The sequence below is a fragment of the Limnohabitans sp. 2KL-3 genome (assembly GCF_001269405.1).
Taxonomy (GTDB): domain Bacteria; phylum Pseudomonadota; class Gammaproteobacteria; order Burkholderiales; family Burkholderiaceae_C; genus Limnohabitans_A.
Genome location: NZ_CXON01000024.1, coordinates 12,943 through 26,904, shown reverse-complemented (window position 1 = coordinate 26,904; position 13,962 = coordinate 12,943). Strand labels below are relative to the sequence as shown.

Genomic DNA, 13,962 nt, shown 5'->3' with positions numbered 1-13,962 from the left:
GCTCAAGCGATGAGCAAGTGACTCGGCAACAACAATAGCGCAGCCAGTGGCATGGGTTTGCTGTAAAAGAAGCCCTGTGCTTGCCTGCACCCCAAACGCAGCAAGGTGTCACGTTGGAAACGGGTTTCAACCCCTTCCGATGTGACTTCAAGCTCCATGGACTTGGCCAAAGCCAAAATGCCCAGAACAATTTTTTCGTTTTCTTTTCGATCGAGCCCAGCCGTGAAGGACATGTCGATTTTCAGTTTCTGAATGGGCAGAGTTGACAGACGGGACAGCGATGAATAGGACTTGCCAAAGTCGTCGATGGCAATGCGAAGCCCCAAGCCCATGATGGACTGCAGTTGAATGGACAGCTCTTGGGGACTTAAACCAAAATCCGACTCCGTGATTTCAAGCACAAAGGCGTCCAGGCCATTTTCCAAATCCGCCGCCAGCGCTGAGAGGATGGTGAAGAGCCGTTTTCCTGCCAGCAATTGGGGCGAGGAGTTGAAAGAAATCACGGCTTTGGGAAATTTCAGGCGGATGGCCAGGCTGTCATGCACCACCTGTTGGAACATGCTTTGGGTCAAGGGGTCAATCAGGCCCGATTGTTCGGCCAGGTCAATGAATTCAGCCGGACTGATGGCGCCCAGCTCCTCATCATACCAACGGGCCAAGGCCTCAAATCCCACGATTTCTCCGGTCAGCATGTCCACTTCAGGCTGGTAGTGCGGTGTGATTTTGCCTTCGCGAATGGCCCCGGCCAATTTGCTGTCCACTTTGGCTTTGCGCAGGGTGACCGACATCATTTGGGCGTTGAGCCATTGAATTTGATTGCGGCCTGATGCCTTGGCAAAAAGCAGGGCGGTGTCTGCAAAAACCAGCAGTTCATGGATGCTGCTGGAATGGTCAGGATAGACGGCTGCGCCTGCGCTGAAGGTGGCTGTGACTTGCACTGCGCCAAGGTGGTTGAGGGTCAAGAGTGCGGGTTCAAAAATCCGTTTCAAGGTGTCTTGAAACGCGGGCCATGGCGTCTTGACGTCCAGGACGGCGATGAATTCGTCGCCGGATCTGCGACACAAAAAATTGCCCTCAGGCAGGGTTGATTTCAGATGTTGTGCGGTTTGCCTGAGCACTTCGTCGCCTTGTTCATGGCCAAATGTGTCGTTGATGTTTTTGAAATGATCAAGGTCAATGAACAGCAAGACAAACCCATCATCGCCATTTTTTTGATGAATGTATTCAAGAAATCCTCTGTAGTTGGGCAAACCCGTGAGGACGTCCTCGCACAGCAGATTTTTGAGTTTTTTCTCGGCATCACGAATGGCGCGAATGTCCGAAAACACAGACACATGGCCTTGGCTTTCGCCATGCTCACCCAGCAAGGCGGACACAGACAGCAGCACTGGCAACTGCGATTGTTGCTTGCTCAAGAAATAGGTTTCTCCTCGCCAGGCGCCCAGGCGTCGGACCGTGTCGGCAATGATCTTGGCATCCAGGTCCTTGTGATCCTGGATGTACAGCCGTCCTGCAGGTTGGTTGATCAGCTCTTGTCGGCTGTAACCGGTCATGTCGGTCAAGGCGGTGTTGACATCCATGATCAAACCCTGCGGATTGGTGATCAAAATCGCCTCGGCAGCGGTCTCAAAAATTCTTGAAAAAACCTGCAATTTTTGGGTGGCCAATTGTTGCTTTTGCAGCATGTTTTGCAAGGCACCGGACACTTTGGAAATTTCATCACCTGAGTGGGCATCAATGCTTTTGATGCCATGGCCTTGCACAATGTCCGAGGCCAGTTGAACCAGGTTTTCCAAACGCAGCGTGGTGCGTTCAGAAAACAGCCTTGTCCACCGTTTGAGCCCGAGCAACAGCAAACCTGCACTGCTCAAAGAGAGCAGCAAACCAGCCAAGACAAACTTGAAGGCAGACCAATACGTTTGTTGCAGTTGAATGTGCAGGGCAAAATTTCTGGCCCCATCGCGCCACTCAAACACGAAAGCTTCGGTGTGCTCGGTGAGCTCCGGCGCTTTGTCAAAAGGCCTGAGTTGGTAGTTCACTTTCAGGTCTTCCGGAAAATTCAATACCGACACGATGTTGCCCAGATCCAGATCAAGCAAAACAAGCCCGATGGGGCTGTCCGAAAAATCTGCAGTGATCGGCCTGCTGACGCTCAAATGATCTTGTTGCCCCAGCTGGATGAGTTGCAGATGGGTCTGGCTGTCTTGAATGGTTTTTTGAATGTTGGTCTGTGATGTCAGAGCCAAGCTCGTTGCATGTTGACCTTGCACGAAAGGTCTGCCCAGGTAATCGAGCAGTTCAAATTGGCTGTTAGGGTTTTGATTGGCCTGGGTCAACAGGGGCACCAGGTACTGGCCGCGTCCGCTGGAGTCGGTCAAACCTGTCCAGACTTGGGTGGACTGGGCCAGGTCGGCAGATTGTTTGACCGCAGAATTGAATTCAAACGACAGCCGGGTCGACATCAAGGCTTTGTAGTGTTTGAAGTCCTCTCGTTGAAAAGCATAAATGCCGTAGCTGGCCAACAAGATGCTCAGACTGGTGACGCCAATGAGGTAGGTGCCAAACAAGCCAAAAACATCGCGGCTGATCTGGGCCTTGATGGATGCTGCTTCACCCATGTCAATCCAGCGCTGTCAATTGGCCCGTGGGGGTCAGTTTGACAAACAGGACTTGCGATTTGTCCAGGGCATCATGCCGTTGCGGGGTGAAGGCTTGGGCGTAGTGCTTGACCGCGCCGCTGAAGGGGGGGAGTGTTTCCAGGGCTTGTCTGATTTTGGGGGGCGAAGTGGTTTGAGCGATTTGCACAGCGCTGGCAATCAGGTGCACGGTGTCGTAGGCATGCGCGGCCCCCACGGCGCTGGGGATGTCGTGTGGGCTTTTGATGCCTTTGTTTTTCAAGATCCAGTTGGCCAGATAAACAGCTCGGGGCCGTTTGTTCTGATGGAAAGTGAAGGTCTGTATGAAATCGACTTGCACCAAGTTCAGCTCGTCTTTGACCATGTCGTGCAAGGTGCCTCCTACGGCGCCCCAATGGGAGACAACGGGCAATCGCATGGCGCTGGGGTGCGTGGCCATTTCCTTGATCAAAATGGCAGCTTCTTTTTCGTTACCGACAAAGAGCAAGCCCTGGGTTTGTGCATCCAGGCAGTTTTGGTAGTGGGTCTTGAGGGAGAGATCTCCCCAGTTGTACCAGCGGATCACGGTGAAGCTGACTTTGTCGTGCTCCGTTTTTTTCTGAATCACTTTTTCTGCCGATCTTCCCCAGGCGGTGTTGGGCAAGATGGCGCAGGCGCGTTGTGCGCCGTATCGGGTGGCTAAGCGCTTGACCATGGCCTCGACGCCCCAGGCGTCCTTGAGTGAGACGCGAAACGAATAGGACGGTTTGAATTCGTGGTCCGTGATGGGGTCGGCCGATCCCCAAACACTGATCAGTGGCACCTGCAAGCGATGGGCCTCGGGCAACATTTCGACGCTGATCGGGCTGTATTTACCGGTCAGCACGGCCACCAAATTCCGGGTTTTGGCCAAGGTGACGAAATTGTCCTTGCCGCGTGCAGACAGGCCTTTGTTGTCGGTGCTGATCAGTTTCAGGGGGCGTCCACCCAAGACGCCACCACCGCTGTTGATTTCTTCCATGGCGGCCTGAATGCCCCATTCAATGGCCATGGCCGAGGTGTTGGTCTTGAGGCTGTAGGCATCGTCAAACCCGATCCACACGGGGGCGAGATGGGGGTTGACACCGCTTTGTGCCCAGACTGTCAAGGCCCCTGCACCTGCAGCCAAGGTCACAAGGCGGGGCAGCCATTTTTGAGCCCACTTGCGCAAAGGTCCAGGGCATGGGTTCATGAGTGACGTCTCGCGGGTGGCTTGCCCATCAATGCGCGTTGGCCGGATTCATGAATCGGTAGCAATCACACGCACGCGATTGCAACAGCGGTCGATCGAGCACCCGCAACTGGCCTCGGGTGACTTCGATCAAACCTTCTTGGCTCAATTTGCCGGCCGCCAATGTCACCGATTCGCGGCGTATGCCCAGAATGTCTGCGATTTCCTGGTGGGTGATTTGGAGACTTTGTCCTTCGGTTTTGTCCAGCGTGTTCATGATCCAGCGCACAATTTGTTGTTCGTTGCTGTGCTTGCTGCTGCACACGGTGGGCATGGCAATTTGCAAAATCATTTGCCGTGTGGTGGCCATCCAGATTTTGAGAAAGTCGTTGTTTTGTCCCAGCTCTGACTGGAACAAGCCCAGGGGAAGTTTGTAGGCAAACCCGGCAAAGCGCACCTTGGCGCGGCTGAAATTTTGGTTGCCCCCCATGACACCACTGCCCACCATGCCTTCTTTGCCAATCAACACGATGTCTGCACTGGCACCGTTGGCCATGTCAATTTGCATGGCGATGATGGCGCTGACGGGGAAAAATACAAATTGGATGTTTTCGTGCGGTCTGAAAATCAGTTGGTCAGTTTCCAGACACACCAGCTGAAAGTGGGGCAGGAGTCGCAGGTATTTTTCCTGGATCAAATGTTTGAGCATCAAATTTTTTGATGGATTGAGCATTGATTGACTATTTATTGTTTCGATTGTTTTTATTATTTTATTTATAAATCAATGTTTATATGTGCGGCACCGGACGCATGGCGCTCTTCAGATGAAAGCTGTGCTGGCATGGAGGCCCGTTTGGGTGAAGTCGGGTCAGCTCAGGTGATGTGCGCCGGTTTTTGGGCGCAATAAAAAAAGCCTCCAGACGGGGCAGTCTGGAGGCTTTGCGCTTTTGAGGGCCGAGTGGTTTACATCGTGTCGATGAAACTGCGCAGTTTGTCGCTGCGGCTGGGGTGCTTGAGCTTGCGCAGCGCCTTGGCTTCGATTTGGCGGATGCGTTCGCGCGTCACGTCAAACTGCTTGCCCACTTCTTCGAGCGTGTGGTCAGTGGACATCTCGATGCCAAAACGCATGCGCAGCACTTTGGCTTCGCGGGGCGTGAGGCTGTCCAGGATGTCCTTGACCACGTCGCGCAGACCCGCTTGCAAGGCCGCGTCGATGGGCGCGGTGTGAGTGCTGTCTTCGATGAAGTCGCCCAGGTGGCTGTCGTCGTCGTCACCGATGGGGGTTTCCATGGAGATCGGCTCTTTGGCGATCTTCATGATCTTGCGGATCTTGTCTTCCGGGATTTCCATCTTTTCGGCCAGGATGGAAGCGTCGGGCTCAAAACCAAACTCTTGCAAGTGCTGACGCGAGATGCGGTTCATCTTGTTGATGGTCTCGATCATGTGCACCGGGATGCGGATCGTGCGGGCCTGGTCCGCAATCGAGCGGGTGATGGCCTGACGGATCCACCAAGTGGCATAGGTCGAGAATTTGTAGCCCCGGCGGTATTCGAACTTGTCCACCGCCTTCATCAAGCCGATGTTGCCTTCCTGGATCAAATCCAGGAACTGCAGACCGCGGTTGGTGTACTTTTTGGCGATCGAGATCACCAAGCGCAAGTTGGCCTCGATCATCTCTTTCTTGGCGTCACGGCTGGCGCGTTCGCCTGCGTTCATGCGCTTGTTGATGTCTTTGAGCTCATCGAGTGGCACGACCACTTGCGTTTGCAGGTCAATCAGCTTTTGCTGCAAGTCTTGCACGGGCGGGATGTTGCGGCCCATGACGGCGCTCCAGTTCTTGCCCGCTGCCGCCTGCTTTTCAATCCACTTGAGGTTGAGCAGCTGAGAGTCGACACGCTTGCCGTTCTTGTCACGCCCACTGAAGTCGGCGATGAATTGCTCTTGCGGGTAGCCGCATTTGTCCACAATGATGCGGCGCAGTTCGCGCTCTTTTTTGCGCACGTCGTCGACTTGGCCGCGCACCATGTCGCACAATTTTTCAATGGTTTTGGCCGTGAAGCGGATGTTCATCAGCTCTTCAGACAAGGCCGCCTGGACCTTGTTGTAAGCGGGCGTGCCCCAGCCTTCTTTGTCGTACACCTTGTGCACTTTTTCAAAGTACTCGGTGATGCGGTCAAAGCGTTCCAGGGCCTGGTTTTTCAGCTCTTCGAGTTTCTTGGTCAGGGCCTTGGAGCCGCCTTTGCCATCGTCGTCATCGGCTTCGTCAAATTCGTCGAAATCTTCTTCGGCCACGTAGTCATCGGCTTCGTTGAGCTTGGCAAAACCGTCGACCACGGTGGAGATGACGACCTTGCCTTCACGGATTTCGTTGGCCATGCGCAGGATTTCGGCGATGGTGGCGGGCGATGCGCTGATCGCGGCCATCATGTCCATCAAGCCGCCTTCGATGCGTTTGGCGATTTCGATTTCGCCTTCGCGGGTCAGCAGTTCCACGGTGCCCATTTCGCGCATGTACATGCGCACGGGGTCGGTGGTGCGGCCGAATTCGCTGTCCACGGTAGACAAGGCAGCTTCAGCGGCTTCTTCGGCTTCTTCTTCGGTTGAACCGGTGGGCGCGTTGTCGGTGATGATCAGGCTCTCGGCGTCGGGCGTTTGCTCGTACACCGCCACACCCAGGTCGTTCAGGGTGGCGATCACCACTTCCAGGGTTTCAGCATCGACCAGCTTGTCGGGCAAGTGGTCGCTGATTTCGCCATTCGTGAGGTAGCCGCGTGTCTTGCCCAGTTTGATCAGGGCTTTCAGACGGTCGCGGCGCTGCTTCATTTCGGCTTCGGTCAGGACGGTTTCGTCCAAGCCGAATTCCTTCATCAAGGCCCGTTCTTTGGCCTTGCTGATTTTCATGCGAAGGGGTTTGACCTTCTCGGCCGTGTCAGAGCCGGATTCAACAACAGGTTCGCCTTCGAGGTCGGCTTCGATGTCCAATTCGTCTTCGAGGCTGGGCTCGGCAATGCTGCCTTTTTTTTTGGGGCCGCGTTTGGCACCGGTCACCACTTTTTTGGCAGCAGGTTTTTTGTCTTCTGCGGGCGCAGCAGCTTTGGCCGCTTTGGTGGTTTTTTTGGCTTGGGCATCGGCCACGGGTTCGCTGGCTTTGGCGGTGGATTTTTTTTCGGTCACTTCAGATTTCTTGGCAGGCACAGATGCGGCTTTCTTGACGGGCTTGGCAGATGGGGCAGGGTCGCTCGCGGCCAGGACTTGTGTTCCTGCTGCCTTGGCGCTTGCTTTGACCGCAGTTTTTGCGGGCAGGGGAGCAGACGATGGGGCGGGCACCGGGTCAGGTGCTTGGGCAGGCGTTTTGACTGATGCCTTGGTTTTCACAGCAGCAGAGGTCTTGGCAACGGACGTGGATTGGGCGGGGGCCTGGGCAGGATTCTTCGGCTTTTGAGCGGGCATGGCGAACCTCGAAACACAAAAAGGGACAAGGAAACAGACACAGTCAGCGCCTAATACATCCCGGCGCGGGCGTGGGTTAAGGCACAGATCAAATCCTCAAGTGGGATTCAAATCTGCAATGGCAAGGGGGTGGGCGAACATTTGGTGTGCAGTCCTTGCGGAACGGTGACCTGCCCACATGGGGGCGTCGCTTGGATGGCGGTGGTCTGGCCGGAGGTGCTGCTGTCGCGCTTGCCGAAAAACGTGGATTATACCCAAATATGCCACGGCAGCGCCATGTTTGGGGTGCCCCTGAGGTCGGTGGCTTCAGCCTTGACCTGAGGGGCAGGCCTCAGCGGGCAGGTCGTATGGCAGTTTTGGGTCGGAAAGCTTTGCAGACTTCATCGCGGGTTTCCATATAAGGCCCGCCAATCAAATCCACGCAGTAGGGCACGGCCGCAAAAATGCCGTGCACGACGGCTTTGCCCTCGGCGTCTTTCAGGCCTTCGAGGGTCTCGGCAATCGATTTGGGCTGGCCGGGCAGGTTGATGATCAGGCTCTGCCCCCGGATCACGGCCACCTGCCGCGACAGGATGGCGGTGGGCACAAACTTCAGGCTGATTTGGCGCATTTGCTCGCCAAAGCCAGGCATTTCCTTGTCGGCCACAGCCAGCGTGGCTTCGGGGGTCACGTCGCGCAGGGCAGGGCCGGTGCCGCCGGTGGTCAGCACCAAGCTGCAACCCGCATCGACCAATTCGATCAGGGTGGCGCTGATGCGGTCTTTTTCGTCGGGAATAAGGCGCGGCTCGAAAGTGATGGGGTTGTGCAGCGCACGGGTCAACCAGTCTTGCAATGCAGGCAGGCCTTTGTCTTCGTACACGCCGGTGCTGGCACGGTCGCTGATGGACACGATGCCGATCTTGACCGGGTCAAAAGGGATCGTGGCGTTGGGTTCACTCATCTTCGGCTTCCTCGTCGGGGGTCTCATCGCTCTGGCCGCCCGTGAGCACGCTGCGCACCAGCTTGAACAGCTCGCGGTAAGCGCGGCCTTGGCGCGGGGCCAGGCCTTGTGAGACGGCGGCGTTGGTCACAGGCACCGCGTCTTTGCGGGCCTGGCGCACCAGGGCACGCAGCTGCTGGATGTCGGTTTGCGGGTGGTGTTCGATCCATTCGCCCACGGCGGCATCGTCGGCGATCAGGCGGTCGCGCCAGGCTTCTGCCAGGTGCAGGGCTTGGGTGTCTTTGGCGCTGCCCAGACGCTGGATGTCGAGGGCTTCGCGCACGGCTTGCAGGGTCTCGGGGCTGAGCAGGCGCATTTGTTTGCCGATGAACTGCATCTGGCGGCGCTTGCCTTCGAAGTTGGTGATGCGCTTGGCTTCGGCCAGGCCGTCCACCAATTTGTCGGGCAGGGCCAGGCCCTCCATCAGGTCGCGGCGCAGGGTCAGCAACTCTGTGCCGAGGTCTTGCAATTCGGTGCTTTCGCGCTTGAGTTCGGTGCGGCTGGGGCCATCCAGGCCGCCTTTGAGCTCGCGCTTGTACTCCAGGTCGAGCTCGCTGCCTTCGGCAACAAACTGACCGCGGACGAAATAGCCTTTTTTGGGTTTACGGGACATGACTGGGGGAACTCGTTTTCAGATGCAGCGCTGGGGCTGGGTGGCAAGTATCATAGCGGCCACTGCGGGCCCAGCGCCCGCCATTTTTTTTGAGAACACTTCCGTGAAAAGTTCCGTGAAAAAAAACACCCCCGCCACCGCCTCCCATGCGCATGCCCACGACGGCTTTAGCTACTCGCGTGACCATTTTGAAGAGCTGGTCGACATCGCCTTGCACCACGCCAAAAAGCTGGGCGCCACCAATGCAGGGGCCGAGGCGTCTGAAGGTTGTGGCCTGTCGGTCAGCGTGCGTAAGGGCGAGCTGGAAAATGTGGAGCGCAACCGCGACAAGTCACTGGGCGTGACCGTGTACGTGGACCACCGCCGGGGCAATGCCAGCACGTCCGACTTTTCCAAAGCGGCGATTGAGCGCACCGTGCAAGCCGCCTATGACATTGCCCGCTTCACCGCCGAAGACCCCACCGCAGGGTTGCCCGACGAAGCCGATATCGAAACGAACCACCGCGATCTGGATTTGTTCCACCCCTGGGCCATCAACAGCGAAGAAGCGGCCAAGCTGGCTTTGCAGTGCGAGGCTGCTGCGCTCAAAACCAGTCGCCGCATCACCAACAGCGACGGCGCGGCCGTGTCGGCCCAGCAGAGTCACTTTTTCAGCGCCCACACACACGGCTTTCGCGGCGGTTATGCCAGCTCGCGCCACAGCATTTCGGTGGCCCCCATTGCCAAGCTGCCCGGGCGCAACGCCGAAATGCAGCGCGACGCCTGGTACACCTCGATGCGCTCGGCCGACGAAATGGCCTCGCCCGAAGTGGTAGGCCGCTACGCTGCAGAACGTGCCTTGTCGCGCCTGGGAGCCCGCAAAATCGCCACGACCGAGTGCCCGGTGCTGTTCGAGTCGCCCGTGGCGGCTGGTTTGCTGGGCGGTTTTGTGCAGGCCGTGAGCGGCGGGGCGCTGTACCGCAAGAGCAGCTTCTTGCTGGATTCGCTGGGCAAGAAGGTGTTCCCCAAACACATCGACATCGAAGAAGACCCGCACCTGCTGCGCGGCAAGGGCAGCTCGCCGTTTGACGACGAGGGCGTGCGCTCCGTTCGCCGCAAGGTGGTCAAGGGCGGCCGTGTCGAGGGTTACTTTTTGAGCAGCTATTCAGCCCGCAAACTGGGCATGAAGACCACCGGCAACTCGGGTGGTTCGCACAACCTGACACTCACTTCGCGCCTGACGCAGTCCACCGACGACCTGGACGCCATGCTGCAAAAGCTGGGCACAGGCTTGTTTGTGATCGAGTTGATGGGCCAAGGCGTGAACTACGTCACGGGTGACTATTCACGCGGGGCCAGTGGCTTTTGGGTGGAGAACGGCCAGATCGCCTACCCGGTGCACGAGATCACCATCGCGGGCAACCTCAAAGATATGCTCATGGGCATCGAAGCTGTGGGCGCTGACACCTACAACATGGGGGCCAAAACGACCGGCTCGATTTTGGTCAACCGCATGAAACTGGCGGGCAGTTAAGGCCGGCTGCGCTGTGCAGGCTGAACTTTTGGCGGCGCTGGCCGCCTTGTCGTGGGCGGTGGGCAGTTTGTTCTCGGCGGCGGCTTCCAGCCAGATGGGGGCCTTTGCTTTCACCCGCTGGCGCTTGTTTTTTGCGCTCACCCTGCTGTGGGCGTTGGCCTTGTTCACTGGGCAGTGGCGCAGCTTGGACAGCTCAAATGTCGCCTTGCTGGCCCTGTCAGGCTTCATTGGCATCTTCATCGGCGACACCGCGCTGTTTGCCTGCATGAACCGGCTGGGGCCGCGCCGCAGTGGTGTGCTGTTTGCCACACACGCCATTTTTTCCACCTTGCTGGCCTGGTTGTTTTTGGGTGAAACCCTTTGGGGCTGGACCTTGGTGGGCGGCAGTTTGTTGGTTTCGGGTGTGATGGTGGCCATTGTGTGGGGCCGCCGCGAAAGTGAAACCCACGCTTGGGAAAACACCCACGGCACTTTGATGACAGGGGTTTTGCTGGGCCTGTTGGCGGCGGTGTGTCAGTCGGTGGCCACCTTGATGATCAAGCCCTTGATGGCTTCGGGCGTGGACGCGGTGGCAGCGTCTGCTGTGCGCACATCGGCCAGCTTTTTGGCGCATTTGGGGCTGCTGTGGGCCGGGGCTCAGGTGGCGCGGGTGCAAAACCCATTGACCGCCAAAACCCTGTTCAACACCTGGGCCAGTGCGGCCGTGGCCATGGCGCTGGGCATGACCTTGATTTTGCAGGCCCTGCACACCGGGCAAGCCAATTTGGTGGGTATTTTTTCGTCGCTCACCCCCATCTTGCTGCTGCCGCTGCTGTGGGGGGTGTACCGCCGCCGCCCGGCCTGGGGGGCCTGGGGTGGGGCGGTCTTGGCGGTGCTCGGGGCGGCCTTGATATTGCAGCGCTGAACAGGACTCAGCCTGGGGCCGCGGTGCATTGGCTCGGCACCCGGCCTGCCTTCAAGTCCAGTGCTTTTGCCGGATGTCCTCAAAATACCCGGCCAAGGATTGCACCAGGCGGGCCTGTTCGGTTTGCAGTTTTTGCGCGTGCATCTGGTCGTGTTGCCCGGTGAAGGGGCAAACCACCTCGGTCTTCAAACCGCTCATCTGTTCCAGCACCGACATGCCCCAAAACGGCACCGACACCGGGCAATAGCCGCCTTCGTGCGTCATGACCACGCGGCCTTGGGCGTGCTTGCGGGCCATGTCCAGCACCGCATCGGTCATCCAGCGAAAGGCCACGCCGTCGAGCATCATGCGGCCCAGGGGGTCAAAACGCCCCGCGTCGTAGCCGCAAGCCACGATGATCAGCTGGGGCTTGTAGGCGTCCAGGGCGGGCAGGATGACTTTCTCAAAAGACTCGCGGTAAGCCCCAAAGCCGCAGCCGGGCGGCAGCGGCACGTTGAGGTTGTAACCCGCACCCGCGCCTTGGCCCAGTTCGTCGGCCTCGCCCTTGACGAACAGATAGCCCGCTTGCTGGTGCACCGAAATCGTCAGCACATCGCTGCGGTCTTCAAAACACTTTTGGGTGCCGTTGCCAAAGTGCACGTCCCAGTCCACGATGGCCACGCGCTCCAGCCCATGCGCCTCAATGGCGTGGGCGGCGGCCAGTGCGGCATTGGCGAACACGCAAAAGCCCATGCCCTGCTCGGGTTCGGCATGGTGGCCGGGCGGCCGGGTCAGGGCATAGGCTGTTTGGGCTTGGCCCTGCATGACGGCGTCCACGGCGGTCAGGGCGCAACCGGCAGAGCGGCGGGCGGCGGCCCAGCCGTTGGACGAGATGGGCGCACCGATGCCTGTGTCGCCGCCACCGGCCAGGGCGATCTGCTCGACCTTGGCCACATAGCTGGCGCTGTGCAGGCGGGTGAGTTCGTGCACCTGCGCGTCGCGTGCCGGGATCACCTGCAGGCTGTGCATCAGGCCCGATTGCTGGATCAGGTTGTGCAGACGCCGCTTGGGGTCGGCGTTTTCGATGTGGCGGTTGTAGGGCTCAATAAAGCCGCCGGGCTTGAGCATCAGGGCGTAGTTGCCCGGGTCGTGCCAAAAACAGATTTCATCGGTGATGTAGGCGGTGGGTGAGGTCATGAGGGGTCAGGCTTTGCGAGAAGAGACAAGTCGGGACAGCCAAGGCCAGATCAGCATCAGGACTATGACGGCCAAGATCGTGGCCGAGATGGGACGGGTAACAAAGGGCATCAACGAGCCGTCGCTGCGGCCCAGCGCCTGCCGCAAGGCCGACTCCAGCGTGTCGCCCATGACCATGCCCAAAATGAGCGGAATGGTGGGGATATTGGCCCGTGCACAGACCAGCCCGAAGACGCCAAACACCGTGGCAATCAGCACGTAATACATCGAATTGGCCGCCGAGTAGGCACCCACAAAGCACAGCGCCAAAATCGCCAAGCCCAGGATGCGCGGGTTCACATAGGCCAGGCGGGCCAGGGGTTTGACGCACAGCACCAGCAAAACCAAGATGAGCACGTTGATGACCAGCAAGGCCGACAGCACGCCGTTGATGATTTCAGGACGGTCCATGAACAGCGAGGGGCCGGGCACGATGCCGTGCACCACAAACACGCCCATGATGATGGCGGTGATGGCGTCGCCCGGTATGCCCAGCGTGAGCACCGTGATCATGGCGCCGCCCGAGTTGGAGTTGTTGGCACTCTCGGCGGCCACAATGCCTTCGGGGTTGCCCTCTCCAAAAGGCGTGGGGTCTTTGGCACCGCGTTGCGCCCAAAAGTAAGCCAGCGAGGTGGACAGGGCCGCACCCACAGCGGGCAAGACACCGATGGCCGATCCCAGAAACAAGCCTTTGCCCAAAGTTTTGGGATATTTGAAGGGCTCCAAAAAGGCCCGCCAGGACACGCCGGCACGGCCAATCAGGGACGAGTCAAACGTGGGCACGGGCGAGCTGACCATGACCAAAGCCTGCGCCATGCCAAACATGCCCACCGCCACAGGGACCAGCGGAATGCCGCTGAGCAGGCCTTGCAGGCCCAGGGTGTAACGCTGTTCATTCGAGTTGGGGTCGATGCCCACGGTGGCCAGAAAAAAGCCCAGGCACATCATCATCATGGCCGAGGCAAATTGGCGCTGATAGGCCTTGCCCACACACAGGCTGGCCAGCAAGATGGCCATCACGCTTTCCGGGGCGCCAAATTTGGCCGCAAAACCGGCCAGTGGTCGGGCGGCCAGACCCAGCAACAAGGCGCTCACGATGCCGCCAATGAAGGCCGACATGAAGGCCAATGACAAAGCCCTTTGCGCTTGACCCTTCTGGGCCATGGGGTAGCCGTCGAACATGGTCATGATGGACGAGGCCTCGCCCGGCGTGCGAATCAGGATCGACGTGACCGCGCCGCCGTAAAAGGCACCGCAGTACACCCCCAGCAGCAAAGAAATACCCGCCAGCGGGGCCATGCCGTACGTGAAGGGCAGCAGCACGGCAATCGTCACCCCCGGCCCCACGCCGGGCAGCACGCCCACCACAATGCCCAGGGCTGAGCCCACCAACAAGGACAGCACGATTTGCCAGGTTCCCAGCGCCGCAAAACCCTGCGACAAGCTTTCAAAAAATTCCATGC

Annotated in this window: 10 protein-coding genes; 2 read left to right on the top strand and 8 right to left on the bottom strand. The window is 58.6% G+C overall.

Features of this window, described 5'->3' with window-relative positions; all coding sequences use genetic code 11:
- Window positions 1–2 precede the first annotated feature (2 nt).
- From AMM41_RS19395 to yjgA, 6 genes are all read right to left on the bottom strand, one after another.
- Window positions 3–2,618, bottom strand: coding sequence for a putative bifunctional diguanylate cyclase/phosphodiesterase (locus tag AMM41_RS19395; protein WP_089963272.1), 2,616 nt, complete (start codon window positions 2,616–2,618; stop codon window positions 3–5).
- Window position 2,619: 1 nt separating this feature from the next.
- The gene (locus AMM41_RS19390; RefSeq protein ID WP_228769366.1) at window positions 2,620–3,846 is read right to left on the bottom strand and encodes an ABC transporter substrate-binding protein; all 1,227 of its coding nucleotides are present in this window, start codon (window positions 3,844–3,846) and stop codon (window positions 2,620–2,622) included.
- 28 nt (window positions 3,847–3,874) lie between these two features.
- Window positions 3,875–4,534 carry a Crp/Fnr family transcriptional regulator gene (locus AMM41_RS19385; protein ID WP_089963269.1) on the bottom strand — a complete coding sequence of 220 codons (660 nt, stop codon included), beginning with the start codon at window positions 4,532–4,534 and terminating at the stop codon, window positions 3,875–3,877.
- Between the two features lie 254 nt (window positions 4,535–4,788).
- Window positions 4,789–7,275 carry an RNA polymerase sigma factor RpoD gene (gene rpoD / locus AMM41_RS19380; RefSeq protein ID WP_194944884.1) on the bottom strand — a complete coding sequence of 829 codons (2,487 nt, stop codon included), beginning with the start codon at window positions 7,273–7,275 and terminating at the stop codon, window positions 4,789–4,791.
- 331 nt (window positions 7,276–7,606) lie between these two features.
- Window positions 7,607–8,215 carry a molybdopterin adenylyltransferase gene (gene mog / locus AMM41_RS19375; RefSeq protein ID WP_089963267.1) on the bottom strand — a complete coding sequence of 203 codons (609 nt, stop codon included), beginning with the start codon at window positions 8,213–8,215 and terminating at the stop codon, window positions 7,607–7,609.
- On the bottom strand, window positions 8,208–8,867 hold the full coding sequence (gene yjgA, locus AMM41_RS19370; protein ID WP_089963264.1) for a ribosome biogenesis factor YjgA: 660 nt from the start codon (window positions 8,865–8,867) through the stop codon (window positions 8,208–8,210). Before yjgA ends, mog begins: the two co-directional genes overlap by 8 nt.
- Before the next feature lie 22 nt (window positions 8,868–8,889).
- On the opposite strand from yjgA, the gene pmbA reads away from it, so the two are divergent.
- Window positions 8,890–10,380, top strand: coding sequence for a metalloprotease PmbA (gene pmbA, locus AMM41_RS19365; RefSeq protein WP_089963262.1), 1,491 nt, complete (start codon window positions 8,890–8,892; stop codon window positions 10,378–10,380).
- Window positions 10,381–10,393: 13 nt separating this feature from the next.
- Window positions 10,394–11,284: a DMT family transporter gene (locus AMM41_RS19360; RefSeq protein ID WP_089963260.1), complete on the top strand. Its 891-nt coding sequence runs from the start codon at window positions 10,394–10,396 to the stop codon at window positions 11,282–11,284.
- 51 nt (window positions 11,285–11,335) lie between these two features.
- Here the strand turns inward: AMM41_RS19360 and AMM41_RS19355 are convergent, their stop codons facing one another.
- Complete coding sequence (locus tag AMM41_RS19355; RefSeq protein WP_089963258.1) at window positions 11,336–12,460, bottom strand: class II histone deacetylase; 1,125 nt, start codon at window positions 12,458–12,460, stop codon at window positions 11,336–11,338.
- Between the two features lie 6 nt (window positions 12,461–12,466).
- On the bottom strand, window positions 12,467–13,960 hold the full coding sequence (locus AMM41_RS19350) for a tripartite tricarboxylate transporter permease (RefSeq protein WP_194944883.1): 1,494 nt from the start codon (window positions 13,958–13,960) through the stop codon (window positions 12,467–12,469).
- Window positions 13,961–13,962: the final 2 nt, after the last annotated feature.

Bases quoted from the DNA above. Each gene is read 5' to 3' on its own strand.
- AMM41_RS19390 (WP_228769366.1), bottom strand. From the start codon at position 3,846: ATGAACCCATGCCCTGGACCTTTGCGCAAGTGGGCTCAAAAATGGCTG.
- AMM41_RS19350 (WP_194944883.1), bottom strand. From the start codon at position 13,960: ATGGAATTTTTTGAAAGCTTGTCGCAGGGTTTTGCGGCGCTGGGAACC.
- rpoD (WP_194944884.1), bottom strand. From the start codon at position 7,275: ATGCCCGCTCAAAAGCCGAAGAATCCTGCCCAGGCCCCCGCCCAATCC.
- AMM41_RS19395 (WP_089963272.1), bottom strand. From the start codon at position 2,618: ATGGGTGAAGCAGCATCCATCAAGGCCCAGATCAGCCGCGATGTTTTT.
- AMM41_RS19385 (WP_089963269.1), bottom strand. From the start codon at position 4,534: ATGCTCAAACATTTGATCCAGGAAAAATACCTGCGACTCCTGCCCCAC.
- pmbA (WP_089963262.1), top strand. From the start codon at position 8,890: ATGCAGCGCTGGGGCTGGGTGGCAAGTATCATAGCGGCCACTGCGGGC.
- AMM41_RS19355 (WP_089963258.1), bottom strand. From the start codon at position 12,460: ATGACCTCACCCACCGCCTACATCACCGATGAAATCTGTTTTTGGCAC.
- yjgA (WP_089963264.1), bottom strand. From the start codon at position 8,867: ATGTCCCGTAAACCCAAAAAAGGCTATTTCGTCCGCGGTCAGTTTGTT.
- mog (WP_089963267.1), bottom strand. From the start codon at position 8,215: ATGAGTGAACCCAACGCCACGATCCCTTTTGACCCGGTCAAGATCGGC.